The organism is Amycolatopsis rubida (genome assembly GCF_900115345.1).
In the GTDB taxonomy this organism is placed as follows: Bacteria; Actinomycetota; Actinomycetes; order Mycobacteriales; family Pseudonocardiaceae; genus Amycolatopsis; species Amycolatopsis rubida.
In genome coordinates, this window is record NZ_FOWC01000008.1 from 162,170 (window position 1) to 188,227 (window position 26,058).

Consider the following 26,058-nt stretch of genomic DNA (forward strand, 5'->3'; position numbering starts at 1 on the left):
CCGTGCCCGATCCGGCTGCGGGAAGGATGCCCTCGGGATGGCGGACAGGTTCGAGTTCGTTCTCGACGTCGTCGAAGCTTTGGTGATCGGGGAGGCGACCGGCGGGAACATCCGCCAGTTCCCGCTGCGGATCGGCTCCGTGCCCGCGGAACCGGACCGGTACGTCCAGGTCGCGAAGGTGGTCAACGACGCGATCGAGGCGCGCAGGCTCTCCAGCGGCGACGAGCTGAGCCCCTTCGTGCGCACCGCCTTCGAGCTGCTCGCGAAGCCGCGGGTGTCGGTCGCGGTCAGCGGGATCGACGGGCTCGGCGCGGACATCGCGGTGGTCGCGCTCACCGACGGCAGGCAGGCGCTCGGGATCACCCAGGACCCGAAGACCGACAAGCTGCTGTTCTCGCTCTTCGACGACGAGGATCTCGTCGAGGTGGTAGCCGGCGTGCTGCCCCAGGCGCGCCCGGCCAGCACCGGCGCGCACACGATCCGGCAGGCGGCCTCGCCGGAGGTGTCCGCGATGACCGCGCGCCGCAGGGCCGAGGCGGCCGAGGACGAGGAAGAGACCGACGCGTTCGGGATGATCGAGGTCAGCGGGCGCGTGCAGCCGCGCCGCCCGGACCCGCGGGTCTCCCGCGCCGCCCCCGGCGGGGTCGAGGTGCTCGAACGCGTGCTGGCGCAGCCCCGGCTCGGCGGCGGGCACATCGCGGTGAGCGGCTGGGGCCGCCACGGCGAGCGGCGCGGCGGCAACCCGATCGGGTGGCTCGACACCGCCGACGGCCGCTACCTGATCACCTCGACCGTCAGCGAGGCGGGCGACCTGACCGCGGAATACGTGCCCGCCGGGCGCCGCGAGCTCAAGCGCGCCGTGCAGCAGGCGGTTTCCGAGGTTTACTGATCATTGCACTGCAGGCGGCGACAGTTCACGAGGAGAACGAGGTCCCGATGACCGACGAGGCACCGATGACGCCGGTGGACGCCAAGAGGGCGACCGTGACCGCGGCGCGGACCGATTTCCTGCCCGCGAAGCAGCTGAAGACGCTGGCCGAGCGCGGATCGTTCGCGGTCGACGACAGCACCGGCGACAAAATGATCGCCGCGCTCCAGGGCGTGCTCGACGCCTTGGAGGCGCACGTGCGGCTGATCGAGAAGATCGCCGGGGTGCCGGCGATGTCGAAGAGCCCGGCCGGGATGTTCGTCAGCAAGCACATGGCCGAGACCGCGCGCGACCAGCAGGGCCTGGTCACCCAGCTGCAGGCGGCGAACCGGGAGTTCCCGACCTACGTCGAGGCGATCAAGCTCGCGAAGAAGAACTACAAGGAGCGGGAGCACAGCTCGCGGGAAGCCTTCGAGCGCATCCACCGCACCGCCGAAGAACAGGGCTGAAGGGGAGACCAGTGGCCGAGAAGAAAGCACCGACCGCCGAGTCCGTCTCCGATCCGTCCTCGACGGATTACGACCCGGGCAACACCGCGCTGTACAACCCGACGCTGGACCCCTCGTCGAAGTACTACATCGGGCCGGTGCGCCCGGACGACGTGGCCTCGGGCGACCAGTTGCGCGAGGACGCGACGACGAAGATCGACGCCGTTTTCAACGGCTGGCTGCTGCCGAACGTCCAGGGGAAGGCGCGCGACCAGCTGATCCAGGCGATGTACCAGCGGAACCTGGACGAATCGAAGAAGCATCTCGGCAAAGACCTCGAGATGCGCGATCCCGGCGCCGCCCCGCACACCGACTGGAAGAACGCGACGCACGAGCAGATGGTCGACGCCATCACCACGCACGCGGACCCGGCCGCGGTGGCCGAGTCGTCGGAGGCCTGGGTGAGCCTCGGCAACGAGCTGGCGACGCACCAGAAGAATCTCGGCGACGCGATCAACGCGAGCACCTCGAACTGGAAGGGCGACGCGGGCGACGCGGCGCGCGTGCACCTGGCCAACGTGGGCAAGTGGCTCGGCACCACCGCGCAGGGCGCGTCGCTCACCGGGCGCCAGCAGGAGGTCCACTCGCAGGCGCTCAACGAGACGCAGAAGGCGATGAACGCCAACCCGCCGGTGCAGTTCTCGGCGCAGGACGCGAACAAGGTCCTGATGACGATCAAGGATCCGGCCGCCTACGTCGTGGCCTACTCCTCGGCCATGAAGACCTTCACCGACCAGCAGGCCGCCCGTGAGCAGGCCGCGCAGATCATGACGCGGTACGACCAGACGATCGGCGGCGCGGTGGCGACGCCGCGGTTCGCCGAGCCGCCGAAGCTGCCCACCGAGACGGCCCGGTTGCAGCCCACGCTCAAGGGCACCCCGATGAACAAGGGCGGCGGCGCGGGCGCGCCGGGCGGGGTGCGGGTCGGCCCGGACGGCCGCCCGATCGGTCCCGACGGCAAGCCGATCGGCCCGCCCGGGACCACGGTCGGGCCGAACGGCCAGCTCATCGGCCCGGACGGACGGCCGCTGGGTCCCGACGGCAAGCCGATCGGCCCGGCGGGGACCACCGTGGGCCCGAACGGGCAGCCGATCGGTCCGGACGGACGGCCGCTGGGTCCCGACGGAAGGCCGATCGGCCCGGACGGCAAACCGTACGGCGACGGCCCGGGCGGCGTCACCGGCGGCCCCGGCGGGCAGCAGCCCGACCGCAGGTTCGACCCGGCGTCGCTGAAGATCCCGGACGGCGGGCCCGGCGGCGGCAACCCGGGCGGCGGAAGCCCGGGCGGTGGCGGGCCCGGCGGCTCGTTCCCGCCCATCCCGGGTTCGGGCGACCCGGGTTCGACGAAGGCGCAAGGCTTCACCCCGCCGACCATCCCGCCCATCCCGGGCGGCAACCCCGGCGGCAGCGGTCCGACCTTCACGCCGCCGAACATCCCGCCCGTCCCGGGCGGCAACCCCGGCGGCAGCGGTCCGACCTTCACCCCGCCGTCCATTCCGCCCATCCCCGGCGGCAAGAGCGGCGACCCGTACAAGTCGAACCCGTACAAGCCGCAGCCGTTCAAACCCTCGATCCCCGAGGGTCCCGGCGGGCTCAAGCCCTACGAGCCGAAGCCGTTCAACCCCGGCAAGATCGGCCCGGACGGCAAGCCGCTGTTCCCGGGCGGCGGCACCGGGCCGAGCGGGGAGAAGCTCGGCGGCATCGGCAAGGGCGGCGGCGTCAACGGCGAGAGCATCAGCAGCAGGCTCGGCGGCGGCGCGGGCGGCCTCGGCGGCGGCAAAGGCGGCACTGGCTCCGGCGGCGGGGGCGCGTTCAGCGGTGCGGGCGGTTCCGGCCCGGCCGAGGAGGGCGTCGCCGGGCGCGGCGGTTCCGGCTCGGGCGCGGGCGGCAAGGGCGCGGCCGGCGCTCCCGGCATGGGAGCCATGGGCGGCGGCAAGGGCGGCAAGGGCCCGGAGGACAAGGAACACAAGATCGCGAGCTTCGTCGAGTCGGACGATCCGTCGTTCTTCGCGCCGGACGAGGTCGTCGCCCCGCCGGTGATCGGCGACTGGAAGAACAAGGACTGGAAGTGAGGCGGCGATGAGCGGAGGCGCACAGGGGTTCCGAGTAGAACCCGACGACCTCGTGGCGCACGCGAGCCACCTGGACGGGTTGGTGGACCGGCTGAACACCGCGGCGCAGGCGGCGAACTACGCGATGTCCGACGACGCGTACGGGCTGCTGTGCGCCTTCCTCCCGCCGATCATCAACCCGACCGGCGAGAAGGCGAAGGAAGCGATCAGCGGCGCGATCGAGGGCGTCCAGGCGACCGCGGACAACGTGCGGACCGCCGCGAAGTCCTACCAGGAGGGCGACGAGGGACAGTCGGAGCCGTTCAAGAAGGTGGTGACCGAGGGGATGCTCAGCAAGACCGACAGCGGGGAGCTCAAGGAGCGGTTCCGGGTCGGCGGGGTGCAGGCCCCGACCGGGCAGAACGTGCCGTTCAACCGGGACGCCACGCCCGTGGAGCCCTTGCGGCCGACGGAGCGGGCCGAGGAGACGTAGCGAGGCGGCGCCGCCCTCGCGGCGCGGCGGCGGACGGGTACCGTCAACGGACGACGGCGCCCGTCGCGGCGAGGACTAGACCCGCCCGCAGGCGGCGCGGGTGACGGGATTCGAGGAGAACGAAAAGCATGACCAGCGCGGGTGGGCTGGGCGACCTGATCAGGGACCCCGACGACGCAATCCGGCGAATGGACGAATGGGCGGCCGGGTTCGCCCGCAAGGCGGAGCGCTACGCGGCGGCCCAGCAGGAAACCGAGCAGCTGCGGCTGACCGCGACGAGCCCGGACGGGACCGTCAAGGTCACCGTCGGGGCCGACGGGGTCGTGTCGGACCTGGTGTTCAGTTCCCGCACGCGCACCATCCCGCCGGAGGAGCTCTCCAGGATGGTGCTCGAGACGATGCGCAAGGCGCAGTCGGGCATCACCGACCGCGTGGCCGAGGTCATGGGCCGCAGCCTCGGCGACGAGGACCCGGACACGCGCGCGGTCATGCTCGATTCCCTCCGCAGCCGCTTCCCGGACCCCGACCCGGACCCCGCCGACCAGCCGGACGCCCCGGACGAGGAGCCGGAGCCGCCCGCCAAGACGCCGCCGCCGGCAGGCGGTGCGGCCCGTCCGCCCGCTTCGCCGCCCGCACCGGGCGGGCCCGCTGCGCCGCCGCCGGGCCGCCGTCCGGGCGGCATCGACCCGGACGAGCAGGACAACAACCCCTGGTGAGACCCGTCCGGGGTGGCTCCGCGCCCCGGCCTGCCTCGCTCGCACGGCGCCGGGCCGCGGCGCAGTCGTTTGTGGACTGTCCGATGTGGACGCCGGGTCAGCGAACCTGTGTGCGGTCGGCCAGATAGCGCAGGTGCAGCAGTGCCAGCAGCGCGCCGCCGACCAGCACCCTGCCCCACTCCGCCGGGTTGGCGCAGGCCGGGCCGCACGACGGGGGCGGGTCCGGGAAGCCCGCGCGACCGGGTCCGGCGGCGAACAGCGGCTGCCACCCGAGGGACACCCCCACGGCCAGCACCCCGAACGCCGCAGGCCTCCTCCGCCTGAACACGAAGAAGATCGCCGCGACCCGGCGCCTCCTTACCGGTTGTGCCGGATCGTCAGAGCTGCGGCAGCGGAACCTCGGCCGCCAGGTCCTCCGGGGCCGACAGCCGCCACGCCTCGTACACCAGCTCGGCCAGTTCGTCGGCCTCGATGCCGCCCAGCTGCACCACCACCCAGCCGAACCCGCCGGAGGTGAACTGTTCCTCGAACACGTCCGGCCGTTCCGCGACGAGCGCCTGCTGCTCCGCGATGGTCTGCTTGAGCCCGACCGTGTCGGTGCGCGGCCAGTGGTAACCGAAGCGTTTCCCGCGCACGCTGAACGACGTGTAGTCGCGGCCGCTGCCGCGTTCGACCTCGCGCAGCTTGCGGACGATCCGTTCGAAATCCTTGCTCGGCACCGGTCCTGGCCCCTTCGTCGTGGACCCGGCCATCTTACGGCGGCGGATCCGGCGGGTTCGGCTTACGGTGGTGCGCGGAGGTGCCCGAATGTCCGAAGTGGCCGGCGGCATGCCGCCCGCGATCGAGCCGATGCTGGCCTCGCCCGACGGCGGCGCGCTGCGCGACGATCCGGCGTACGCGTACGAGTTCAAATGGGACGGTTACCGGGCGACCATGCGCGTCGCACCGGACGGAAGCACCCTGCTGACCAGCCGCAACGACAACGACTTCACCGTCAGGTTCCCGCAGCTGTCCGGCGCGCTCGGCGGCGCGCTCGAAGGACGGCCTGCGGTGCTGGACGGCGAGATCGTCGCGCTCGACGAGCACGGCCGTCCCGACTTCGGGCTCCTGCAGAACCGCACCTGGCAGGCGGTCGCGTACTTCGCCTTCGACCTCCTGAGCCTGGGCGGCGAAAGCCTGCTCGACGCGCCGTACGAGGAACGCCGCGAGCGGCTCGCCGAAATCGAACCGCCGGACCGGCAGCTGGTCGCGATCACGCCCTGGTACCGGTACCGCGACCTCGCCGACGAGGGCATGACCCCGGCCGGTCTGCTGGACGTCGCGCGGAAAATGATGCTCGAAGGCTTGATGGTGAAGGCCCGCTCGTCGCGGTACCACCCGGGACGGCGCAGCCCGGAATGGCTCAAACACCCGCTGGTGCAGACGACCGAAGTGATCCTGGGCGGCTGGCGCCCGGGCCAGGGCAGGCGCGAGGGCACGATCGGCGCGCTGCTGCTGGGCGCGCACGACCTGGAGTCGGGGGAGCTGCGGTACCTGGGCGACGTCGGCACCGGCTTCACCGACGCGATGCTCAAAGACCTTCAGGCGCAGCTGGTTCCCTTGGAGCGCAAGACAAGCCCGTTCGCCGGCCAGGTGCCGCGCGAGCGGGCGCGCGGCGCGCACTGGCTGAACCCGGAGGTGGTCGGCGAGGTGGTGTACCGCCGCCTCACCCCGGGGGACGGGCGGCTGCGGCATACGGCTTGGCGGGGGTTGCGGCCGGAACGGCGTCCTGACGAGGTCATTGTTCCGGCGCGGTGAAGGATTCTCCTGGCAACGCCCGACGCGGACAGCTCGCGGCCGCTCCGTCCGGGAACGCGCGGTCGGAATCCCGGCGCCCAGGCGTCCTCAGCCAGTCTCCCGCAACCCGGTGATCAGCAGCCCGGCCAGCCGGCGCGCGTCGTAGCTGTCGTCGGCTTCCGCGCCGATGCAGAGGTTCCCGACGCCGCGCATCAGGTGCACCGCCTCCAGGTCAGTCCGGATTTCCCCGGCCTTCGCGGCGGCGTCGAGCAGGTCGGTGCACACCGGGACCAGCCGCTCAAGGAAGTACGCGTGCAGTGCCTCGAACCCGCTGTGGTCGGACTGCATGATCCCCGCCAGCCCGTGCTTCGTGACGAGGAAGTCGACGAACAGGTCGATCCACTGCGCGAGCGCGGCGTGCGGGGATTCGTTGTCCGCCAGCAGCTTCGGGCCCGCGTCGGCGCACGCTTCGACCTGGTGCCGGTACACCGCGATGATCAGGTCCGCGCGGGTGGGGAAGTGCCGGTAGATCGTGCCCACGCCGACGCCCGCCCTGGTCGCGACGTCGCGCACCGGCGCGTCCACCCCGGACTCGACGAACACCGCCGCCGCCGCGTCGAGCAGGGTTTTCTCGTTGCGCCGGGCGTCCGCTCGTTTCGTCCGGGCCCCCGCGTTCTCACCCACGTGCCACTCCCTCCGCGTGCCGCCGGTAGACAAGCGGAACCGTGTTCCGTATAGTTACCGGAGCAACGTTCCGTTTGCCTATGATGCCAGACCGGGCCGCCGGCCACCACACCCTCGCGCGCCCGGACGGCGAAAGAAGGTGCTCCTATGTCCGCAGGACAGCTCGCGGCTCCGGTCGTCTCGGTGAAGCCGGTGCGGCTCGACGCGCCGGGCCGCGGCGAGGACCTGCCGGTGCGCGTGTCCGCCCCGGCCGCCGGGCAGGACCTGCCGGTGATCGTGTTCTCGCACGGGTTCGGCTCGTCCCTGGACGGTTACGGCCCGCTCGCCGACTACTGGGCCGCGCACGGATTCGTTGTCGTGCAACCGACTCACCTCGATTCGCGGACCCGCGCCCTGCCCCAGCAGGACCCGCGCACGCCGAACATCTGGCGGTTGCGGGTCGAGGATCTGCGGCACGTCGTCGACCAGCTCGACGCTGTTGAGGCGGCTCTGCCCGGGCTGAGCGGGCGAGTCGGCCGCGGCCGGATCGCCGTCGCCGGGCACTCCTGGGGCGCGCAGTCGGCGAGCATGCTGCTGGGCGCGCGCATCGTCGAGGCGGACGGCAGCGTCGGCGAGGACCTGTCCGATTCGCGGGTGTCCGCCGGGGTGCTGTTCGCCGTCACCGGCATCGGCGGGGCCGGCCTGTCGCCGTTCGCTGCCGAGCATTTCCCGTTCATGAGCCCGAATTTCGCCGATCTGAAGACGCCTGCGCTGATCGTCGCGGGGGACCGGGACGACTCGATGCTGTCCGTGCGCGGCCCGGACTGGTTCACCGACGCGTACCGGCTCAGCCCGGGGGAGAAGAGCCTGCTGACGCTCTTCGGCGCGGAGCACTCGCTCGGCGGCATCTCGGGATACGAGGCCAAGGAAACCACCGATGAAAGCCCCGGACGCGTCGCGCTGCAACAACGGCTGTCCACGGCCTATCTCCGCAGTGCGCTCATTCCGGGCGACGACAGCTGGGCCGGGATCGAAGACAGCCCGTTCGGCCGCGTCGAATCGCACGAGTGAAAGGACTTCCCGCGATGACCACGAAACCGCGGTTCGGCATCATGACCGCGCCGATGCAGACCAGCTACGCCGCGCTGCGGCAGGTCTGGCACGAGGCGGACGCGATCCCGGCCATCGAGCACGCCTGGCTGTTCGACCATCTCCTGCCGATCGCCGGAGAACCGGACGGCCCGATTTTCGAAGGCTGGACGCTGCTGTCCGCCCTGGCCGCGCGAACCGAACGGCTCCGGCTCGGGCTTTTGGTGACCAGCAACCGGTTCCGCCCGCCTGCGATGCTGGCGAAGATCGCCGCGACCGTCGACGTCGTGTCCGGCGGACGGCTCGACTTCGGCATCGGAGTCGGCTCCCGGCCGAGTCATCCGCTGGCTCGCCGGGAGTACGAGGCGCACGGCCTGCCGTACCTGGAAACCGCCGACGCGGTGGGCCGGTTCGCCGAAGCGTGCACCGTGATCCGGAAGTTGTGGACCGAGGACGAGCCATTCGATTTCGCGGGCAGGCACGTCCAGTTGACCGGCGCGTCCGGCAACCCGAAGCCGGTGCAGCGCCCGCATCCGCCGTTCGTCATCGGCGGCCGGGCCCGCGCGACGCTGCGGGTGGTCGCCGAGCACGCCGACGTCTGGAACATCCCCGGCGGGGACATCGCGGACGCCGTCGAACGCAACGCGATCCTGGACGGGTACTGCGCGGAAATCGGCCGCGACCCGGAGGAGATCACGCGCTCGATCCACCTGCCGGTGTCCTGCGACCGGCCTGCTCTGACGCGGGCGGCGATCGGGGAGGCGCTGGAAGCCGGGTTCAGCCACGTCGTGCTCGGGCTGCCCGCGCCGTACCCGGCCGGGATCGCGCAGTGGGTCGCGGACGAGGTGATCGCCAAGGCGGGCTAGGCGGCTCCGGGTGCGGCTCGTTGCGGCCGAAGCCGCGAAGTGGCTTCGTTCCCGCGGTTCACGGCCGCAGATCTGGGCACTGGCGGCACCCCGCGACCCGCCGATTCGCCAGTTCGGCCAGGCGGCCGTGGACACCGGAACGGGCTCCCGGCCGTCCCTCGCGCACCGGAAGGCACGGGAGGAACCGAGTTTCCGCGGGAATGGCCCGGTGAGCGAAACCGGACCGAAGGCGATCGGCGATCTGCTGACCCTCGTCCCGGTCGCGGCCGGAAAGCTGGGCCACCACCCGGTGCTCACCGCCGCCGGGCGGCTGAAGCGCCCGCCTTCCGGTGGTCGACCGGAAGGGACCCGCCGTGCCAAGATGACGCGCCGGAACGAGAAGGGGGCTCGGCAGTGGTGCTTGAGCAGGAAACGAACACGGCGGGGCGGATCCGGCGGGTGGCGCTCGCCAGTGCGATCGGGACGACCATCGAGTGGTACGACTACTTCGCCTACAGCACGGCGACCGCCCTGGTCTTCAACAAGTTGTTCTTCCCGTCGCTTTCCCCGGCGTCCGGCACGCTCGCCGCGTTCGCGACGCTCGGGGTCGGGTTCGTCGCGCGGCCGCTGGGCGGAATCGTCTGGGGTCACTTCGGCGATCGCGTGGGGCGCAAGGCGATGCTGGTCGCCTCGCTGGTGCTGATGGGGCTCGCGACCGCGGGCGTCGGCGCGTTGCCGACCTACCACCAGGCCGGGGTGATCGCGCCGGTGCTGCTCGTCGTTCTCCGGGTGCTGCAAGGGATCTCGGCGGGCGGCGAATGGGGCGGCGCGGCGCTGATGGCGGTCGAGCACGCGCCGGAAGGCAAACGCGGCCGGTACGGCTCCTTCTCGCAGATCGGGGTCCCGGCCGGGCTCATCCTGGCGCAGCTGGTGTTCTTCGCGGTGAACAACTCGCTGTCGCCAGAGGACTTCCGGTCGTGGGGCTGGCGGATCCCGTTCCTGGTCAGCCTCGTGCTGGTGGCGGTCGGGCTGGTGATCCGGTTGCGCGTGGAGGAAAGCCCGGTGTTCGCGAAACTGCGCAGCACCGGCGAGCGCAGCCGGCTGCCGATCGTGGAGGTGCTGCGCGCGCGGCCGAAGCAGGTGCTCGCGGCGGCGGTCAGCTTCATCGCGAACACCGCGCTGGGCTACATCTTCTTCGCCTACCTGCTGTCGTACGGCACTTCGGTGCTGAAGCTGTCCAGCACGACGATGCTGGTCGTGGTGATCGTCGGCAGCGTCGTGTGGCTGGTGAGCATCGTCGCGGCGGCGATCTGGTCGGACTCGGCCGGGCGGAAACCCGTCTACCTCGCGGGTTCCGTGCTGCTGGTCGTGTGGTCGGTCCCGTTCTTCCTGCTCGTGGACACCGCGCAGCCGTGGCTGCTGATCGTCGCGGTGGTCGTGCTGAACATCGGCCTCGGCGCGACGTACGGACCGCAGTCGGCGCTGTTCTCGGAGCTGTTCGAATCCCGGTTCCGCTACAGCGGATCGTCGTTCGCCTACGCCGTGGGCGCGGTGCTGGGCGGCGGGTTCGCCCCGCTGATCGCAGCCGCGCTGCAGAGTTCGACCGGGACGTCGTTGTCGGTGTCGCTCTACATGGTGGGCGTCGGCGTGCTCAGTCTCCTTGCCGTGCTGGCGTTCCCGCGCAAGCCGCTCGTGGCGGTCACAGCAGCGTGAGCGGCACCGCGTCGGCCATCCGCTGGTATCCGGCGTCGTTCGGGTGCAGGTGGTCGCCCGAGTCGTAGGCGGGAAGCATCGCGAGCGGATCGGCGGGATCGCGCACGGCGGCGTCGAAGTCGACGACTCCGTCGTAGATTCCGCTGGTCCGGATGAAGGAGTTCACCGCCTGGCGGGTTTTCTCCAGCGTCGGGTCGTAGATCTTCCAGCCCTTGAACGGCGTCAGCGTGCCGCCGACGACCCGGATGCCCTGCGCCTTGGCCTGTGCGACGATCTGCCGCAGCGCGGAGACGATCATCGCCGGATCGGTCTGGTGCGGGTTCTGCTGGATGTCGTTGATGCCTTCGAGCACGATCAGCGTGCGGACGTCGCCGCTGGTCAGCACGTCGTCGGCGAGCCGGGCGAGCGCGTTGCGGCCCGAGGCGCCGCCGTCGAGGAGCAGCCGGTTGCCGCTGATCCCGGCGTTGAGCACGCCGAGCCGTCCGTGCAGCCGGTCGCTCAGCCGGTCCGGCCAGCGCCGGTTCGCGCCGGGCGTGGAGTGCGCTCCGTCGGTGATCGAATCGCCGAGCGTCACGACGGTGCCGCGCGCCGGCCCGCGGACATCGACCTCGCTGACGTAGTGCCACACCGCGGTTTGCTCGGTGAACGACGCGCCGGACTCCTCGCCCGCGAAATCGCCGGCGCGGGTGAAGAACGACGTCTGCCGGGCGAGCGGATGGTAGGTGACCGGGCCGGACGGCGTCGGCACGTACGTGGTCACGAGGAGGTCGGCGTCGGCCGGAACGCGCAGCCAAGCCGGGTCGCTCAGCACCTCGCCGCCTGCCGGAACGACCACAGTGGACTGTCCGCCGAACGTCAGCGTGCGCATCGTGCCGCCGGCCGCGCGCGGACCGTCGGCGGCGACGGCGAGCGTCACGTGGCCGAAGGTGAGCGGTGCGGTGCCGAAGGTGTTGGAAAGCCTTACCCTGGCCTGATTTCCGCCCGCGCTGGTGTGCACTACATTGCGGATCGAGTAGTTCGGATACCCCTGCGGCGTGTTCGCCACCGCGGCCGCGGGCGACGCCGCCCAGGTGCCGGCCCAGCCGTGCGCGGCCAGGTCGCCCTCGGCGCTGCCGGACGCGGTGACCGCGCCCAGCGTGAGCACGGCGGCCGTGCCCAGAGTCAGGATCCGTTTCATGGAGACACTGTGCGCGCGCCCGCACGGCACGGCATCCGCGGTCCCGGTCATCGGGCCGACAGAAAACCGGACAGGTTTTGCCGCCGGACGGGGGATACGACGGTGGTGGACCGGCGGCCCAGGGTTCACCATAGAGTGATGACGGAATCACAATGGGTATCACTGTCCGGAAGTCTGCGTCCGGCACTGGCCGAGGCCGAGGTGCTCGGCCCGCTCGACGCGGACGTCACTGTCACCGCGACCGTCGTCCTGCGGCGGCGCGCCGAACTGGATGTGGCCGCGCTGAGCGAGCCGCTCGCCCCGGAGGAATTCGCCGACCGCTACGGGGCCACCGCCGACGATCTCGACCTGGTGCGCACTGTCCTCACCGACGCCGGGCTCACCGTCACCGGCACGCACGCCGGATCGCGCCGCGTCTCGGTTCGTGGCCCGGCGCGGGCGATGACGGCCGCGTTCAAGACCGAGCTCAACCGGGTCCGCCACGGAGAAACCGGCGAATTCGCCGCACGCACCGGGGAACTGGAGCTGCCCGCCTCGCTCGGGGACGTCGTGGTCGCCGTGCTCGGTCTCGACGAACGGCCGCAGGCGCGGGCGATGTTCCGGCTGCACAAGGAAGCCGCCGGACAGGGCTACACCCCGGATCAAGTCGGCCGGCTGTACGGGTTCCCGGCCGGGGCCGACGGCGCCGGGCAGACCGTCGCGGTGATCGAACTCGGCGGCGGGTACCAGCCGGAAGATCTCCAGAAGTACTTCGCCGGCTTGAAGATCACCGAACCGAAGGTGACCGCGGCCGGGGTCGACGGCGGCAAGAACGCGCCGACCGGCGACCCGAATTCGGCCGACGGGGAAGTGCTGCTCGACATCGAGGTGATCGGCGCGCTGGCGCCGGGAGCCGCGCAGATCGTGTACTTCGCGCCGAACACCGACCAGGGCTTCCTGGACGCGGTGAGCACCGCGGTGCACGCCACGCCGGCCCCGGTCGCGGTCAGCATCAGCTGGGGCCAGTCCGAGGACCAGTGGACGCCGCAGGCCCGCACCGCGATGGACCAGGCGTTCGCCGACGCCGCGGCGCTCGGCGTGACGGTGTGCTGCGCGTCCGGCGACAACGGCAGTGCCGACGGGCAGAAAGACGGGGCGCAGCACGTCGATTTCCCCGCGTCGAGCCCGCACGCGCTCGCCTGCGGCGGCACCACACTCGACGGCACCCCACCGTCGACAGTGAACTCCGAGACGGTCTGGAACACCTCCGGCGGCGGGTCGACCGGCGGCGGGGTGAGCGACGCGTTCCCGGTGCCGGACTACCAGCAGTCCGCCGGGGTGCCCGCTCGGGCCGGGGAGGGAAAGCCCGGTCGCGGCGTCCCGGACGTCGCGGGCAACGCGGATCCGGCGACGGGGTACCAGGTCCTGGTCGACGGACAGCAGATCGTCGTCGGCGGCACGAGCGCGGTTTCGCCGCTGTGGGCGGCGTTGCTGGCCAGGCTGGCGCAGTCGGCCGGACGCGGATTCGGGCTGGTGCACAGCAAGCTGTACGCCGGAGCCGGCGCGGGCAGGGCGCAGCCGGGGTTCCGCGACATCACCGAGGGCGGCAACGGCGCGTACTCGGCCGCCGCCGGATGGGACGCGTGCACCGGGCTCGGGGTGCCCGACGGTGCGGCGCTGCAGAAGGTTCTCGGAGGTAAAGCGTCCTGAATGGACAGTCGAGGCCGGTCAGCCGCTACTGGCTGTCGCGGTCCAGGAGTTCGATGATCCGGCCGAGCGAGGCGTTCGCCGAGGCGAAGCCCGTTCGCATCTCCTCTCGGAGGTCGACCTGGTCTTCGCGGAGCGCGTTGAGCGTGCCCGTGTGAGCGCGCAGCTCGGCACGGACTTCCGCGACGTCCCGGTCGGCTCCGGCGGCGAGGACGCGTGCCGCCCCAGCGTCGGCCGAACGTGCACGGAGGTCGGCAACCTGGCGTTCGAGCCGGGCCACGCGCTCGCTCAGGTCTTCGTCAGGCATGTCGTCGATACTACGGGTCCGGCACCGGCGGCTCACCGTGGACCGGGGCAGGCGGTCCGGTGCCGTCCGGCGCGGGCTCGCAACCTTTCGCCCCGCTCGCCCGTAGAGGAAGGGGGGAGCGAGAGGCGGGAGCGGACGGATGCGCGGGAAGATCGTCGCGATGGTGCTGGCCGGGTTGGTCGCGGCCGGGTGCGGAGCGCCGGCGGAACCGGCGGCCGAGGCGGCCGGGATGCCGCTGGCCCCGTCGCCGGAACTGCCGGCGCCGCCGGTGCGGCACACTCCGCCGGGCCCGTCGTGCGCAGTGGTCACCGGCGCGTGTGCGAGCCTTTCGCTGCGGCGGGCGTGGCTGATGGAGAACGGCGTGGCGGTGCGGTCGGTCCCGATGGAGCCGGGCGGCCCTGGCCAGCCGACTCCGGTCGGGACGTTCCGGGTGGCGTGGAAGGACCGCGTCCACCGCAGCGACGAGTACGGCGACGAGATGCCGAACTCGGTGTTCTTCGCCCCGGGCGGCATCGCGTTCCACGCCGGGCCGCTCGACCGTCCGTCGCACGGCTGCATCCACCTGACCGAGGAGGATTCGGCGCTGGTGTTCGACCGGCTGCCGGTGGGGGCCGAGGTCGAGGTGGACCGCTGACGGACCGGCTCAGCCGGGCCGGCCGATGTTGACCATCCAGGAGACGCCGAACCGGTCGGTGCAGGCGCCGAATTCGTCGCCCCACATCTGCTTTTCCAGCGGAACCGCCACCGTTCCGCCGTCGGACAGCTTTTCCCAGCAGCGGCGCAGCAGGTCGCCGTCGTCGCCGCTGAGGCTGACCGAGATGGTCGTGCCCGGGTTGTGCTCCATGCCGGGCGGCACGTCGGAGGCCATGAGCGTGAAGCCGTTCTCGCCCTCCAGCATCGCGTGCATGACGTTGTCCGCGTTGCCTGCCTCCGCGGGTGCGCCTGCCTCCCCGTAGGTGTTCAGCGCGAGGTCCCCGCCGAACAGGTCGTGGTAGTACTCCATCGCCTCCCGGGCGTTGCCCGCGAAGCTGATGTACGGGTTGAGTTTCGAGGCCATCGGGCCCTCCTCAGCTGATGGACGGGCCCGAATCGTCGCAGATCCGCGGGGTGCGACAACGGGATCGAGCCCGGTCGGGCGACCCCCGTCGCGGGCCTGCTCAGGGGTCGCCGGTGAGTTTGCCGCGCAGTTGTTCGAGGGTCTGCGACAGCAGCCGGGACACGTGCATCTGCGAGATGCCGACCTGCTCGGCGATCTGGGTCTGGGTGAGACCGCCGAAGAACCGCATCACCAGGATCGCGCGCTCCCGTTTGGGCAGTTCGCGCAGCAGCGGCTGCAGGGCCTCGTGGTTCTCGATGTGCTCGATCTCCGGGTCGTCGCTGCCGAGCGTGTCGGCGAGCAGCAGCGGTTCGGCGTCGTCGTGGACCGGCTTGTCCACCGACAAGGTCTGGTACGCGTGGCCCGCGACCAGCCCTTCGTGGACCTCGGAGAGTTCGAGCCCGAGGTGCTCGGCGAGCTCGGTGGGCGTCGGCGCGCGGCCGAGCGTCTGCGACAGGGTGGCCGAACCGCGGCTGAGCGCGAGATGCAGTTCCTTGAGCCGCCGCGGCACGCGGACCGACCAGCCGGTGTCGCGGAAGTACCGGCGGATCTCGCCCATGATCGTGGGCACGGCGAAGGACAGGAAGTCCGGGCCGCGGTCGGGGGTGAACCGGTCGATCGCGTTGATCAGGCCGATCCGGGCGACCTGGACGAGGTCCTCGCGGGGTTCGCCGCGTCCGGTGAACCGGGTCGCGATGTGCTCGGCGACCGGCAGGAATTCGGTGACGAGCTGTTCGCGCAGCCGTGGCCGCTGCCCGTCGCCTGCGGGCAGCGCGGCGAGCTCTTCGAACAGCGGCGCGGTGTGCGCGTATTCGTCACGGTGGCGGGTGACGGGCTGCTGGTTCACCCGCTCGCCTCCCGGTGCAGGTCGAGGTCGAGGGTCAGCGCGTACCCGTCTTCGGCGGGGTCCGGCACGCTGCGCGCGGACACGTTCGCGGCCAGCGTGGTCAGCACGTGCCAGCCGAAACTTCGCTCGCTCGGCGGTTCCGGCTGCCCGGTGCGGGTCTTGACGGTGAACCGGATCCCCTCGGGCGAGACGGTGAACTGGCAGGTCATCGCCGCCCCGGGGGCGGCCGTCGAGACGACCTGGGCGCACGCCTCGTCGACGGCCATCTTGGCGTCGGCGATCGCGTCGAGCCCGTAATCGGCCCGCGCGGCGACAGCCTGCGCGAGCATGCGGACAAGCGGGATCTGGTAAGTCTCCGCCGGAAGCCGCAGCTCGATCACCTCGTCGAGCAAACGGTCCACGGCTGGCATGCCGCCGCTGGCGCGGCTGCCGGGGCCCTCGTCGTTCATGGCTCCCGCATACCCAGGCGGGGCCCGATCGACACGTGCGGCCGGGATCCCGGTTTGTGCGCAGCGGCACGTTTACCGCGGGCCCGGGCCGGTTCGCGGCGGCATCCCGGGTGAATCCGGCGGGCGGCGGGCGGCGATTTCGCGTGACAAATCGCCGGAGGTTGGGTAGTCAGCAGGGAGAACCTTTTCGGAAGCGGGGTGACCCCCATGGTGCAGGTGCGAGTGCAGGGGCTGGCCGTGGTGGCGCAGGAGTCGGCGCCGGTCGTGCTGCTGCGCGAGGAGTCCGGCTCGCGCCGGTGGCTCGCCATCACCATCGGCGCGCCGGAGGCGCAGGAACTGGCCGCCGCGCAGGAACACGTCGTGTCCGCGCGGCCGGGGACGGTCGAGCTGATCATCGAGGTGCTGGCGGCGCTGGGCCAGCGCGTGGAACGGGTCGAGATCACCCAGCTGCTGGACAGCATCTTCCACGCGGACCTCGTCCTGTCCGGCGGCGAGCGCGTGTCGGCCCGCCCGAGCGACGCGATCGCGATCGGGCTGCGCACGCAGGCCCCGCTGGAAGTCGCGGAGGCGGTGCTCGACGAGGCGGCGGTCGACGTGACGGTGGCGGCGGGCGACGAAACCGCTCTCGACGCCGCTGCCGACCTGGAGGAACCGGCCGAGGCGGCCGAGGACGAGATCCGCCGGTTCCGGGATCTGCTGGACGACGTGAGCCCGGAGGATTTCCGCGACCCGGACGCGTGAGCCTCGTGCCGGTTCGCTTTCCGGTCGCAGCGTTCTCAGTGTCCTCAGTGGAGGATCAAGCCTGTTCCGCGGGCCGGGGCAGCGGGATCTCGGTGAGCCCCTCGGCGGCGCCGGACCGTACGCAGTCCAGGGGGAAGAGCGAGAACAGCCGCCGGATCGCGGGCGCGGCGCCCGGGTCGACGTAGAAATCCGTGTCCGCTCCGGCGGCCAGCAGCTTCAACCGGATCAGGACGCGCAGCCCCGCGACGCCGAGGAAGGTCGTCCGGCGCAGGTCGACGATCACCAGGCTGACGGTGCTGCGCAGCCGCGCCTCGACGACCTCGGCCAGCCGGGGCGCGGTGGCCAGGTCGACCTCCCCGGAGACCTCGACGACGGCGGTGCCCGGGGCGGGGTGGCGGACGCGCAGCCGGAGCATCCCCGCCGGGTCCGGCGACGGCAGTGCGGGCAGTCGGGCACTGTGCGGGGCGGTCATCACGGCACTTTCTCTGAGCCGCGCACAGGGCTGCGGCGGAATGCCGGCCCGGCCGGGCACCGGGCATCCCGGCGCGCGGGACGAATCACACGGTGGCTGGAGGCTCAACCACTCTCCACCGTAGCTCTCCCGAGCCGCCCAGGGAAGCCGCCGAAGGGGGACGAACGGCGACCGGGTGGTTGTTGAACGATCAGGCGACCGCGGGGAGATCGCCGCCGCGCGCGCCGGAAACGGTGGCGGGAAAGACAATCCGGTGGCCGAGGGAGAGTTTCCCGCTGGCGGTGGCGGAGTTCGGGTGCGCGTGACGGCGGGGTGAGCGGATTTCGTTGCCGCAGGCGAGGACTCTCGCTGCCGGACTCGGACCTGCCCTGATCCGGTGGGGCAGGTGGAGTTGCGCCTCGGCAGGGCGGCGACCGCTGCCGCGTCCCCGCTGGCTCGGTGGCCTCGCTGGCTCGGTGGCCCCGAACTGGCGCGGCGGGCTCGGGCATTCCCAGGCGGCACGGATTCGCCTGCCGCGCGCCAGCCCGGTTGGCCCGGCCACGCCTCGATCCGGCAGTTGTGGACCGGCGGCGATGCTGCTGTTGCGCACAAGCCGCCGCCGGGTCGGCGATGCCTCGACCCGGCGGGATCTGGGCAAGTTGTCCCCGGCAGGGTGGAGGATGCCGGGCACGCAATGCCCCCACCATGACTCGGCCGCGCCTCGATTCGCGGTGGCCTGCGGAGGTGTTCCGGCCAGCGAGGATTCCGCCGTCGTGCGCAAACTGCCAGCTGGCTCGGCCGCGCCTCGATCCGACAGTCGTGCTCGGGCTGCGTGCGTGGGTCCTGCCGTCGTGCGCAAGCCCCCTCCTGGCTCGGCTACGCCTCGGCGTGGGGCTCGCGCAGTCGTCCCCGGCAGCGGGAACCCTGCCGCGCAAGCAACCTCCTCCCGCTGGGTTCGGCTGTGCCTCGATCCGAGGCGGCCCACGCAGGCGTCCCGGACAACACGGACTCTGCTGCAACAAACCCCCCCGACGAGTCCGGCTAACCCCCGATCCGAGGCGGTCCGGCGTCCACGACCGTCAGCGAAAGGTCCAGCGGATCGAAGTGGATCAGCGATTCCATCCACCACGTCATCCCCGCCTCGGCGAGCGCCGCGAGATCCACCGTGCCCGGGTCGTCCCACGCCGGGCTCGCGTTGCCCGACACCGCGACCTCGTACGGGCGATCCGGCGGCCGCACGCGAGCAACCAGGCTGGCCAGCTCCGCGGGCGGCAACGGCCGAGGCCCGGGCAGCGGGAAAATCCCGTCGCTCGCCGCGGCCCGCCGGAGAACCCGTTCATGCCGGGTCGTGCTGGCCGTCCACACCGGAAGGGGATACGGCTCCGGGCCGGCCGCGTCCAGGCTCACCCGATAGTGCGGCCCCTCGTGCCGCACCGCCTCCCCGGCCCACATCGCGCGGACGATCTCCAGCGCCTCGTCGGTCCGCGACGACAGTTCGGCAGGCGAGGACGGATCGCCGAACCGGCTGAAATCGCCGGTTTCGTCGGAGCCGATGCCGGTTCCCAGGATCAACCGGCCGCGGGACAGGCGGGAGAGCGTCGCGGCTTGCCGGGCCAGGAGCCACGGACGGCGGCGGCTCGGCGGCGTGACCATCGGGCCCAGCAGCACCGTGCTGGTCGCCTGTGCGATGGCGGCCAGCGTGGTCCAGGTGTCGGCGATCGGCGGCATCGCGGGCACCACGTGGTCCCACAGGAACACGCCGTCCCAGCCGGCGGCTTCGGCTCGGACTGCCAGGTCGGCCAGGGCGGCTGGATCGCCGAACGGGCCGAACGGCGGCAGGTAGAGGCCGTAGCGAACGTGGCCGGTCATGCGGGAACCCCCTCCGGATCGGTCGAACGGAACCGTATCGGGAGGGACCGACAAAAACGGGCCGAGATCTTTTCCCGGCATCCGCCGTCCGGACGTTGCCCCCTCACCGGACCCTAGGTTACGGTGACCTATGTGTGGACCGACGTGCTCCTGCTCGCCAAGCTCGCCGAGCGGCCGTGGCACGGCTACGAGCTGCGCAAGCAGGTCGAGGAATCCAGCGGCCGCGCGCTGTCGAACAACTCGCTCTACCCGGCGCTGCGGCGGTTCGCCGAGGCGGGCGCGGTGACCCGGACCGCCGAGCCGCAGGAAGGCCGCCCGCCGCGGCACGTGTACACGATCACCGACGTCGGGCGGGAGCTGCTGCACGATCTGCTCGCCGACCTGCCGCCGGAACTGGCCGGGGATCCGGCCGAGTTCCTGGCGCGGCTGGCGGGGTTCGGCAGGCTCACCCCGGAGGAACGGCTGCGCGTGCTGGACGCCCGCCAGACCGCCGTCGCGGCGCAGCGGGACCGGCTGGCCAAGCTCGGCGCCGGGCAGGCCGACCCGTGGAGCAGGCTCGTGCTGGCCGAGGTCCAGCGCCGCGCGGAGAACGAACAGGACTGGCTCGCGTCGTTGCGCACGCGGGCGGGCTGACCCGAGGAGGACCCGGAATGCCGACCCCCACCCAGCTGCCGTTCGCGAGGCCGAACGTGCTGGACATCGCGCCGCTGTACGAAGTGCTGCGCCGCGAAGGCCCGATCGTCCCGGTGACGACCCCGGCGGGCGACCCGGCCTGGCTCGTCACCGCGCACGAGCAGGCGCGGGAGGTGTTCGCGGACACCCGGTTCGGCCGTTCCCATCCGCACCCCGAGGACGCCTCGACGGTCTCCGACGCCGCGGTGCTGAACGGGCCGCAGGGCGATTTCGAGACCGAGCAGCAGGAGCACGCCCGGCTGCGCCGCCTGCTGGTCCCGGCGTTCTCGGCGAACCGGATGCGCCGCCTCGGCAGCCGGATCCAGGAACTCGCCGACCGGTGCCTCGACGGGATGGAAGCCGCGGGCTCGCCGGCGAATCTGCACGAGCACCTGTCGTTTCCCCTGCCCGTGCTGGTGATCTGCGAACTCCTCGGCGTCCCGTACGAGGACCGCGAGAAGTTCCGCGGCCTTTCCGACCGCATCGGCGTGCTCGACAGCGGCGGCGACGCCGAGGTGGCGATGACCGAGTTCACCGCCTACATGTCCGGCCTCGCCGACGCGAAACGCGCGACCCCGGGCCAGGACGTGGTCTCGGACCTGGTCGCCGCGCAGGCCGAGGACCCGACCTTCACCGACGACGACCTCGGCAGGCTCGCCGCCGGACTGCTGTTCGCCGGCCACGAGACCACGTCGAACCGGATCGACCTCGGCGTGCTGTTCCTGCTCGCCGACCTCGCCCGCCGCGACGCGCTGGCCGCCGACCCGGAAGGGCGCGTGCACGCCGCTGTCGAGGAGATCCTGCGGATGTCCGCGCCCGGCGGGCTCGGGCTGCTCCGGTACGCGCACGAGGACGTGGAGATCGGCGGCGTCCGGATCCCGCGCGGCGACGCGGTGATGATCTCGACCGCCTCGGCCAACCGCGATCCGTCGGTGTTCGCCGGCGCGCACGAGTTCGACGCGGACCGCAAACCCAACTCCCACCTCGCTTTCGGCTACGGCGGCTACTTCTGCATCGGAGCCAGCCTGGCGCGGACGGAGCTGCGCGTGGTGTTCACGACGTTGTTCCGCCGCTTCCCGGACCTCCGGCTGGCCGTGCCCGCCGACGAGCTGGAAGTGCGGGCGAATCGGCTGACGGGCGGGGTGTCGCGGGTGCCGGTCGTGTGGTGAGGGGGTCGTGAGCGGCGTTGCCGGGGAGAACCGGCGCGGCACTCACGAGGACTCGATCGTGGCGGTTCCGGTGTTGACGAACGGATGCGTGGCACTCACGGTGATCGTGCCGGGAGCGCCGCGCATCGAGCGGACCCACACCGCGGCCGCGCCGCCGAGCGCGCCGAAATCCAGGTAGGGATCGCCGATCAGCACGCCGGGCCCCTTCGCCGAGACGGCCAGCACCCCGCGGGCATGCGGCCGCGGAGCGCCGTACCGGTCGAGCAAGCGCAGCGCGACCCGGGTGGTGTCCGCGCCGTCGGCGATGATCTGGTCGTCGTCGGCGGTCACCGCGATCGTGTCGTAGGCCGGATCCGCGCTGAATCGCCTGCGCAGCACGGTTTGCCCGCCGATCCGGCCTTCGATGCTCAGCTCCGGGCGCGCTCGGCCGTTCACCCGCAGATCCACCGGGAACGGCGGATACGCCAGGTGCGGAAACCGTGCGCGATCAGGGCGCACGGTGACCGGGTGCTTGCCCGCGACAGTCACCACCAGCACCTCGCAGTTCGACCAGATGATCGCGTCGCGACCCGGCCCGCCCGGCGGGGAGCCGGGGCCGAAATCCCAGTAGAAAGCCGGTTCGATCACCGCGCCGCGGGACGGATCGCGCTGCGCCCGGTAGAACGCCGCGCCCAGTTTGGGGATGCGGAAGAAATCCATCACGCCGGGGTATTTCACGCCGCGATAGTGGTGATACCAGCCGGAGGGATAGTCGAAACCGCACCAGCCGAGCAGGCCGCTGTAGCGCGGATCGGACGCGGCGCGGTCGTGCACCCAGGCGTGCAGCATGCTCTGTTCCCGCTGCACCGCTAGGGAATCCGTCCGCCGGAAATACGGGGAGCCGACGAGCGTGCCGATCGCTTCGCTGACCAGGTACGGAACTCCGCGCCGCGGCGGGCGCAGCGGAGGCGGCGAGCCGGGCGGACGCGGGCGGCTGTAGTCGTTGAACGAGAACACTCCGCCGCCCGCTTTCACCGGGTACAGCGGGGAAACGTAACCGCGTTCGCCCGCGACGGCGCCGGTGCACGGCCGCATCGGGTCGAGTTCCGCGGCGAGCTGGTCGGTTCGCCCGTACAGCGTGTATTGGCCGAGCGTCTCGTTCACCCGGGTGCCCCACACGACGATCGACGGATGGTTGCGGTCGCGCACGATCATGTCGTGCACGTCTCGCACCGCCAGCTCCTGCCACGCGGTGTCGCCGACGTGGTCCCAGCCCGGCAGCTCCTCCCACACCAGGACGCCGAGTTCGTCGCAGGCGTCGAGGAACGCCGTCGCCTGCGGATAGTGCGAGCAGCGCACCATCGTGCAGTTCAGCTCTTCTTTCAGCAGCTGAGCGTCCCGGCGCTGCACCCGGTCCGGCATCGCGCCGCCGACGAACGGGTACCACTGGTGGCGGTTGAGCCCGAACAGCTTGAGCGGCCGCCCGTTCAGCCGGAAACCGTCCACAGTGAACTGAGCGTCGCGCAGTCCGGTGCGCAGCGGGTAGGTGTGCACTTTGCGGCCGTCGACCGCGAGGGTGACTAGGATGTCGCACAAGGCCGGGTCGTCCAGGTCCCACAGCTGCACCGTGTCGAGGCCCTGCAACGACACCGTGACCTGGGTGCCGCCCTTCGGCAGGCCGGTGAGATCAGTGTAGGAGGACGCGACCTCCGCATCGTGCTGGCTGAGCGTGGCGGTGAGCCGAACAGGGCCTTGCACGGCCTTCGCCGAGTCCACTGTGCAATGCAGCAGCACCTCGCGGTTCGGCGTCAGCACGGCGATCTGCTGCGCGTACACATCGGACAGATACGTCTGGGGCACGCCAGTCAGCCGGACTTCGCGGTACATCCCGGCGGGCTGGTAGAAGTCGATGGCCGTCGGGTTGGGGAATTCCGGCAGGTCCGGCGGCGTGTTCTGCTGCCAGCGGCCGTCGACGACCACCGCGAGCACGTTGTCCTTGCCGGTCAGCAGACCGGTGACCTCGCAGCGCAGCGGCAGGTAACCGCCGCTGCGCAGGGCGACGCGGCGGCCGTTGAGATACACGGTCGCCGCGCTGAGCACCCCGTCGAACTGGAGGAACGCCCGGTTCCGGCGCAGCTGCGCGGGCGCGAGGAAGTGCTGCCGGTACACCCAGACGCGCTGCCAGTCCGACGGGTCCCAGTCCCGCCAGGACAGCGGGACGACGCAGTGCGGCACCGAGACCAGCGCCATCCCGCTGTCGTCGAAGTCCGGATCGGTGCTGCCCGGGACGAACGGCCCGAAAAGCCAGTCCGCGCCGAACCCGTCCCGCGCCGCCGGGGGCGCGGGACGGGAAAGCGCGGCCGCGAGCGCGCCCGAACCGACGAGCACCGCGCCGGCGCCGAGCAGGAAACCTCGGCGGGGCTGCGCGGCGAGCCAGCGGACCCGCTCGGAAGGCTCGCCCGTCATCCTCGCCGGCGGGCGGTTCCGGGACGGGGCGCGGAAGATCCGCCGGAAAGCGTCGAGGACTGCATGAGCGAGAGCTTACTTCCAGCGTTGTTCAGCAGAGGTCAGCTGAATCAGCAGAGGTCGGCGAGCCGGTCGACCTGCCCGGGATCGCTGCCCCAGCAGTAGAGCATTACCTCGTCCGCGCCGAGATCGCGGTACGCGCGAATCGCGGCGCGGATGTCGCCGGGCGCGGTGAGCATTCCGCGCACCATGTGCTCCGCCATATCGGTGAACGCGTAGTACGCGCGCATGGCCGCTTTCGCTTCGTGCGCGACGGAATCCGGGCCGAGCGCGACGTTCACCTGCGCGACGAGCCGCGGCTCGCCCTTGCGGCCGTGTTCCCGCCAGTCGCGGCGCACGGTGTCGAACAGCCCGCCGACCCAGGACGGGGGAGCGGCGGCGAGCAGCCCGTCGCCCCAGCGGGCGACGCGGGCCAGCGCCTTGGGTTTGAACGCGCCGATCAGCAGCTCCGGACCGCCTTCGCGGGCCGGCGCCGGGCCGATCGGACCGGCTTCGGCGCTGTAGGGCTCGCCGGACCAGAGCCGGCACAGGTCGGCGAGCTGCTGGTCGAGACGGCGGCCGCGCTCGCGCAGCGGGGTTCCGGCGACGTGGTGGTCGTCCTCGCGGCCGCCGACGCCGACGCCGAGCACGAACCGGCCGCCGCTCATCCGGTCGAGGGTGGCGGCCTGCTTGGCGAGCAGCGCGGTCTCGCGCAGCGGAGCGAGCAGGACCTCGGTCTGCAGCCGGACGCGGGTGGTCGCGCCGGCCAGGACGGCGAGCGCGGTGAGCGGTTCGGGATTGTCGTAGACGAGGCGGTCGAGCAGCCCGAGCGTGCTGAACGGGCCGGCGTCCGCGCGCCGTGCCCAGCCGAGCAGGGCGGCGGGGTCGCTGATGGGCAGGCCAATGCCGATGGACATCGGAGAACCTCCGGGAAAAGGGGTCGGCAACTACGGGGTTGCCGCCCGCTCCTGGGCCTGGATGTCGTCAGGCTGGCCGGTCCGCTCTGCGGCGTGTTTCCGGGGACCGTTCCATCGGAGTGCCCGCAGCCTATCCGGCGGTGCTCGGGCTGAGCAACGCGTTTTCCAGCACAGCCAGCAGTTCGGTGAGCGCGGGGCCGAGCGGCAGGTCGGCGCGGACGGCCGCGTGCTCGTCGCCGCGGGTCTGGCCGCGGTTGACGATCGCCACGGGCTTGCCGGATTTCGCGGCCCGCCGGACGAACCGCAGGCCGGACATGACGGTGAGCGAAGATCCCAGCACCAGCACCGCGGAAGCCTCGTCGACCATCCGGTAGCACCGCTGCACGCGGGAGCGCGGCACGTTCTCGCCGAAGAACACCACATCCGGTTTCAGCACGCCGGAGCAGCTCGTGCAGGGCACGGTGCGGAAGGTCCGCACGACGTCCCCGGCCAGTTCGACGTCGCCGTCCGGGTTGATCCGCGTTGCCACGGCGGCGAAATCCGGGTTGGCCGCGCGCAGCCGGGCGTCGAGGTCCTCGCGCGCGGTGGTGCGGCGGCAGCCGAGGCAGACGACGCGGTCGAGGTTGCCGTGCAGTTCGACCACGCCGGGAGTGCCGGCCGCGCGGTGCAGGCCGTCGACGTTCTGGGTGATCACGCCGGAGACCCAGCCGCCCGCGCGCAGCGCGGAAACGGCGCGGTGCCCGTCGTTCGGCGCGGCCCGCGCGATGGTGCGCCAGCCGAGGTGGCTGCGGGCCCAGTAGTGCTGGCGGCCCGCCTCGCTGGCGACGAATTCGCCGTACGTCATGGGCTGGCGGGCGCGGAGGCTGCCGGTTTCGCCTCGGTAATCGGGTATGCCGGATTCGGTGGAGAGGCCCGCGCCGCTGAGCACGAGCACCCGCCGCCCGGCGACGATCTCGGCCACGTCGGGGACCGTGCCGGTGCGCGGCAGCGGTTCGCCGGGTCCGGCCCAGGTCAGCGTCGGTCGCGTGCGCACGCCGCCAGTCTACCGGCCACCCGCCGGGAAACCGGGCGATTGGTTTTCCGGGCGGCTGGGTACCAAAGGCCACATGTGGTTCGCGCTGGCTACGCCCTTGGTCGTGATGGTCGCCGCCGTGCTGATGGAATCCGTGGAGCGATATTGCCTGCGGAGTCCGAACGGGACGGTCCGGCGGCCGGTCGAACGGGCGGCGCTGCGGGAAGCGGCGATGCCGGTCGTAGCCGTCGGGGCGGCTCGGCTCAGGCGGCGGACCGCCTGAGGCGCCCACGGGCCGGAGGGGCCGGTGTTCTTGGGAGGAACACCGACCCTCCAGCCTGCGGGCGAGGCCCGCGCTCTCCCCGTCGGGGTGGGAGGGCGCGGGCCCTTTTTCCGGCCTGGCCCCGTGGATCCCGCGG

The 26,058-nt window shown here is 72.0% G+C and carries 27 protein-coding genes and 1 pseudogene; 15 read left to right on the top strand and 13 right to left on the bottom strand.

Annotated elements, in window-relative coordinates:
* Positions 1–37 precede the first annotated feature (37 nt).
* The 5 genes and pseudogenes from BM362_RS28225 (at position 38) to BM362_RS28245 (ending at position 4,676) form a co-directional block, all read left to right on the top strand.
* Positions 38–889, top strand: coding sequence for an ESX secretion-associated protein EspG (locus BM362_RS28225; protein WP_067579891.1), 852 nt, complete (start codon positions 38–40; stop codon positions 887–889).
* Between the two features lie 47 nt (positions 890–936).
* Positions 937–1,377 (top strand): hypothetical protein, encoded by a 441-nt coding sequence (locus BM362_RS28230; protein WP_067579888.1) that lies wholly within the window; start codon positions 937–939, stop codon positions 1,375–1,377.
* 11 nt (positions 1,378–1,388) lie between these two features.
* Complete coding sequence (locus BM362_RS28235; protein ID WP_093575174.1) at positions 1,389–3,488, top strand: WXG100 family type VII secretion target; 2,100 nt, start codon at positions 1,389–1,391, stop codon at positions 3,486–3,488.
* A gap of 7 nt (positions 3,489–3,495) precedes the next feature.
* Positions 3,496–3,795, top strand: a pseudogene (locus BM362_RS49370) (type VII secretion target); the annotation flags it as partial.
* A gap of 293 nt (positions 3,796–4,088) precedes the next feature.
* Entirely contained in the window at positions 4,089–4,676 is a 588-nt protein-coding gene (locus tag BM362_RS28245) for a YbaB/EbfC family nucleoid-associated protein (RefSeq protein WP_093575175.1), read from the top strand.
* Positions 4,677–4,773: 97 nt separating this feature from the next.
* Here the strand turns inward: BM362_RS28245 and BM362_RS28250 are convergent, their stop codons facing one another.
* Together BM362_RS28250 and BM362_RS28255 are read right to left on the bottom strand one after the other, a co-directional pair.
* A complete protein-coding gene (locus BM362_RS28250; protein WP_143132498.1) occupies positions 4,774–4,962 on the bottom strand; it encodes a hypothetical protein in 189 nt (62 codons plus the stop codon).
* A 91-nt stretch (positions 4,963–5,053) separates the two neighbouring features.
* On the bottom strand, positions 5,054–5,395 hold the full coding sequence (locus BM362_RS28255) for an MmcQ/YjbR family DNA-binding protein (RefSeq protein WP_093575177.1): 342 nt from the start codon (positions 5,393–5,395) through the stop codon (positions 5,054–5,056).
* Between the two features lie 88 nt (positions 5,396–5,483).
* Between BM362_RS28255 and ligD the strand changes: the two genes are divergently transcribed.
* Positions 5,484–6,473 (top strand): non-homologous end-joining DNA ligase, encoded by a 990-nt coding sequence (gene ligD / locus BM362_RS28260; protein WP_093575178.1) that lies wholly within the window; start codon positions 5,484–5,486, stop codon positions 6,471–6,473.
* Between the two features lie 87 nt (positions 6,474–6,560).
* On the opposite strand, the gene BM362_RS28265 is transcribed toward ligD, so the two are convergent.
* On the bottom strand, positions 6,561–7,136 hold the full coding sequence (locus BM362_RS28265) for a TetR/AcrR family transcriptional regulator (protein ID WP_093575179.1): 576 nt from the start codon (positions 7,134–7,136) through the stop codon (positions 6,561–6,563).
* Between the two features lie 147 nt (positions 7,137–7,283).
* Between BM362_RS28265 and BM362_RS28270 the strand changes: the two genes are divergently transcribed.
* From BM362_RS28270 to BM362_RS28280, 3 genes are all read left to right on the top strand, one after another.
* A complete protein-coding gene (locus BM362_RS28270) occupies positions 7,284–8,186 on the top strand; it encodes an alpha/beta hydrolase family protein (RefSeq protein ID WP_067579869.1) in 903 nt (300 codons plus the stop codon).
* A gap of 14 nt (positions 8,187–8,200) precedes the next feature.
* Positions 8,201–9,070: an LLM class flavin-dependent oxidoreductase gene (locus BM362_RS28275; protein WP_067579867.1), complete on the top strand. Its 870-nt coding sequence runs from the start codon at positions 8,201–8,203 to the stop codon at positions 9,068–9,070.
* A 393-nt stretch (positions 9,071–9,463) separates the two neighbouring features.
* Positions 9,464–10,762 (top strand): MFS transporter, encoded by a 1,299-nt coding sequence (locus BM362_RS28280; protein ID WP_067579865.1) that lies wholly within the window; start codon positions 9,464–9,466, stop codon positions 10,760–10,762.
* Here BM362_RS28280 and BM362_RS28285 read toward each other — a convergent pair.
* Positions 10,749–11,939 (bottom strand): SGNH/GDSL hydrolase family protein, encoded by a 1,191-nt coding sequence (locus BM362_RS28285; RefSeq protein ID WP_093575180.1) that lies wholly within the window; start codon positions 11,937–11,939, stop codon positions 10,749–10,751. The genes BM362_RS28280 and BM362_RS28285 overlap by 14 nt on opposite strands.
* 138 nt (positions 11,940–12,077) lie before the next feature.
* Between BM362_RS28285 and BM362_RS28290 the strand changes: the two genes are divergently transcribed.
* Positions 12,078–13,628, top strand: coding sequence for a S53 family peptidase (locus BM362_RS28290; protein ID WP_167545466.1), 1,551 nt, complete (start codon positions 12,078–12,080; stop codon positions 13,626–13,628).
* 25 nt (positions 13,629–13,653) lie between these two features.
* Here BM362_RS28290 and BM362_RS28295 read toward each other — a convergent pair whose 3' ends face one another.
* Positions 13,654–13,932, bottom strand: a complete 279-nt coding sequence (locus tag BM362_RS28295) for a hypothetical protein (protein WP_067579859.1) — start codon at positions 13,930–13,932, stop codon at positions 13,654–13,656.
* A gap of 139 nt (positions 13,933–14,071) precedes the next feature.
* On the opposite strand from BM362_RS28295, the gene BM362_RS28300 reads away from it, so the two are divergent.
* Complete coding sequence (locus tag BM362_RS28300; protein WP_093575182.1) at positions 14,072–14,566, top strand: L,D-transpeptidase; 495 nt, start codon at positions 14,072–14,074, stop codon at positions 14,564–14,566.
* Between the two features lie 9 nt (positions 14,567–14,575).
* Here the strand turns inward: BM362_RS28300 and BM362_RS28305 are convergent, their stop codons facing one another.
* The 3 genes from BM362_RS28305 to BM362_RS28315 form a co-directional block, all read right to left on the bottom strand.
* Positions 14,576–14,989, bottom strand: a complete 414-nt coding sequence (locus BM362_RS28305; RefSeq protein WP_067579855.1) for a VOC family protein — start codon at positions 14,987–14,989, stop codon at positions 14,576–14,578.
* A 100-nt stretch (positions 14,990–15,089) separates the two neighbouring features.
* Positions 15,090–15,875 carry a SigB/SigF/SigG family RNA polymerase sigma factor gene (locus BM362_RS28310; protein ID WP_093575183.1) on the bottom strand — a complete coding sequence of 262 codons (786 nt, stop codon included), beginning with the start codon at positions 15,873–15,875 and terminating at the stop codon, positions 15,090–15,092.
* Positions 15,872–16,324, bottom strand: a complete 453-nt coding sequence (locus tag BM362_RS28315) for an ATP-binding protein (protein WP_167545467.1) — start codon at positions 16,322–16,324, stop codon at positions 15,872–15,874. The genes BM362_RS28310 and BM362_RS28315 overlap by 4 nt, the downstream gene beginning before the upstream one ends.
* A 207-nt stretch (positions 16,325–16,531) precedes the next feature.
* Between BM362_RS28315 and BM362_RS28320 the strand changes: the two genes are divergently transcribed.
* Positions 16,532–17,065 carry a bifunctional nuclease family protein gene (locus tag BM362_RS28320; protein ID WP_067579851.1) on the top strand — a complete coding sequence of 178 codons (534 nt, stop codon included), beginning with the start codon at positions 16,532–16,534 and terminating at the stop codon, positions 17,063–17,065.
* A gap of 55 nt (positions 17,066–17,120) precedes the next feature.
* Here BM362_RS28320 and BM362_RS28325 read toward each other — a convergent pair whose 3' ends face one another.
* The gene (locus BM362_RS28325) at positions 17,121–17,537 is read right to left on the bottom strand and encodes an STAS domain-containing protein (protein ID WP_232791591.1); all 417 of its coding nucleotides are present in this window, start codon (positions 17,535–17,537) and stop codon (positions 17,121–17,123) included.
* A gap of 1,020 nt (positions 17,538–18,557) precedes the next feature.
* Positions 18,558–19,385 (bottom strand): LLM class flavin-dependent oxidoreductase, encoded by an 828-nt coding sequence (locus tag BM362_RS28330; RefSeq protein ID WP_067579847.1) that lies wholly within the window; start codon positions 19,383–19,385, stop codon positions 18,558–18,560.
* Positions 19,386–19,508: 123 nt separating this feature from the next.
* Here BM362_RS28330 and BM362_RS28335 point away from each other — a divergent pair, with 123 nt between their 5' ends.
* A complete protein-coding gene (locus BM362_RS28335; protein ID WP_093575184.1) occupies positions 19,509–20,018 on the top strand; it encodes a PadR family transcriptional regulator in 510 nt (169 codons plus the stop codon).
* Between the two features lie 17 nt (positions 20,019–20,035).
* Entirely contained in the window at positions 20,036–21,226 is a 1,191-nt protein-coding gene (locus BM362_RS28340; protein WP_067579845.1) for a cytochrome P450, read from the top strand.
* A 42-nt stretch (positions 21,227–21,268) separates the two neighbouring features.
* Here BM362_RS28340 and BM362_RS28345 read toward each other — a convergent pair whose 3' ends face one another.
* From BM362_RS28345 to BM362_RS28355, 3 genes are all read right to left on the bottom strand, one after another.
* Complete coding sequence (locus tag BM362_RS28345; protein WP_093575185.1) at positions 21,269–23,671, bottom strand: glycoside hydrolase family 2 protein; 2,403 nt, start codon at positions 23,669–23,671, stop codon at positions 21,269–21,271.
* A 110-nt stretch (positions 23,672–23,781) separates the two neighbouring features.
* Positions 23,782–24,627: an LLM class flavin-dependent oxidoreductase gene (locus tag BM362_RS28350; protein ID WP_093575186.1), complete on the bottom strand. Its 846-nt coding sequence runs from the start codon at positions 24,625–24,627 to the stop codon at positions 23,782–23,784.
* Positions 24,628–24,757: 130 nt separating this feature from the next.
* Complete coding sequence (locus BM362_RS28355; RefSeq protein WP_093575187.1) at positions 24,758–25,660, bottom strand: NAD-dependent protein deacetylase; 903 nt, start codon at positions 25,658–25,660, stop codon at positions 24,758–24,760.
* On the opposite strand from BM362_RS28355, the gene BM362_RS28360 reads away from it, so the two are divergent.
* Positions 25,653–25,922 carry a hypothetical protein gene (locus tag BM362_RS28360; RefSeq protein ID WP_232791590.1) on the top strand — a complete coding sequence of 90 codons (270 nt, stop codon included), beginning with the start codon at positions 25,653–25,655 and terminating at the stop codon, positions 25,920–25,922. The two genes, BM362_RS28355 and BM362_RS28360, sit on opposite strands and share 8 nt — an antisense overlap.
* Positions 25,923–26,058: the final 136 nt, after the last annotated feature.

Excerpts from the sequence above, each read along its gene's own strand:
- BM362_RS28230 (WP_067579888.1), top strand. The coding sequence starts at position 937 with ATGACCGACGAGGCACCGATGACGCCGGTGGACGCCAAGAGGGCGACC.
- BM362_RS28320 (WP_067579851.1), top strand. The coding sequence starts at position 16,532 with ATGGTGCAGGTGCGAGTGCAGGGGCTGGCCGTGGTGGCGCAGGAGTCG.
- ligD (WP_093575178.1), top strand. The coding sequence starts at position 5,484 with ATGTCCGAAGTGGCCGGCGGCATGCCGCCCGCGATCGAGCCGATGCTG.
- BM362_RS28285 (WP_093575180.1), bottom strand. The coding sequence starts at position 11,939 with ATGAAACGGATCCTGACTCTGGGCACGGCCGCCGTGCTCACGCTGGGC.
- BM362_RS28325 (WP_232791591.1), bottom strand. The coding sequence starts at position 17,537 with ATGACCGCCCCGCACAGTGCCCGACTGCCCGCACTGCCGTCGCCGGAC.
- BM362_RS28350 (WP_093575186.1), bottom strand. The coding sequence starts at position 24,627 with ATGTCCATCGGCATTGGCCTGCCCATCAGCGACCCCGCCGCCCTGCTC.
- BM362_RS28295 (WP_067579859.1), bottom strand. The coding sequence starts at position 13,932 with ATGCCTGACGAAGACCTGAGCGAGCGCGTGGCCCGGCTCGAACGCCAG.
- BM362_RS28225 (WP_067579891.1), top strand. The coding sequence starts at position 38 with ATGGCGGACAGGTTCGAGTTCGTTCTCGACGTCGTCGAAGCTTTGGTG.
- BM362_RS28330 (WP_067579847.1), bottom strand. The coding sequence starts at position 19,385 with ATGACCGGCCACGTTCGCTACGGCCTCTACCTGCCGCCGTTCGGCCCG.
- BM362_RS28290 (WP_167545466.1), top strand. The coding sequence starts at position 12,078 with ATGACGGAATCACAATGGGTATCACTGTCCGGAAGTCTGCGTCCGGCA.
- BM362_RS28345 (WP_093575185.1), bottom strand. The coding sequence starts at position 23,671 with ATGACGGGCGAGCCTTCCGAGCGGGTCCGCTGGCTCGCCGCGCAGCCC.
- BM362_RS28315 (WP_167545467.1), bottom strand. The coding sequence starts at position 16,324 with ATGAACGACGAGGGCCCCGGCAGCCGCGCCAGCGGCGGCATGCCAGCC.
- BM362_RS28270 (WP_067579869.1), top strand. The coding sequence starts at position 7,284 with ATGTCCGCAGGACAGCTCGCGGCTCCGGTCGTCTCGGTGAAGCCGGTG.
- BM362_RS28245 (WP_093575175.1), top strand. The coding sequence starts at position 4,089 with ATGACCAGCGCGGGTGGGCTGGGCGACCTGATCAGGGACCCCGACGAC.
- BM362_RS28300 (WP_093575182.1), top strand. The coding sequence starts at position 14,072 with ATGCGCGGGAAGATCGTCGCGATGGTGCTGGCCGGGTTGGTCGCGGCC.
- BM362_RS28305 (WP_067579855.1), bottom strand. The coding sequence starts at position 14,989 with ATGGCCTCGAAACTCAACCCGTACATCAGCTTCGCGGGCAACGCCCGG.
- BM362_RS28340 (WP_067579845.1), top strand. The coding sequence starts at position 20,036 with ATGCCGACCCCCACCCAGCTGCCGTTCGCGAGGCCGAACGTGCTGGAC.
- BM362_RS28275 (WP_067579867.1), top strand. The coding sequence starts at position 8,201 with ATGACCACGAAACCGCGGTTCGGCATCATGACCGCGCCGATGCAGACC.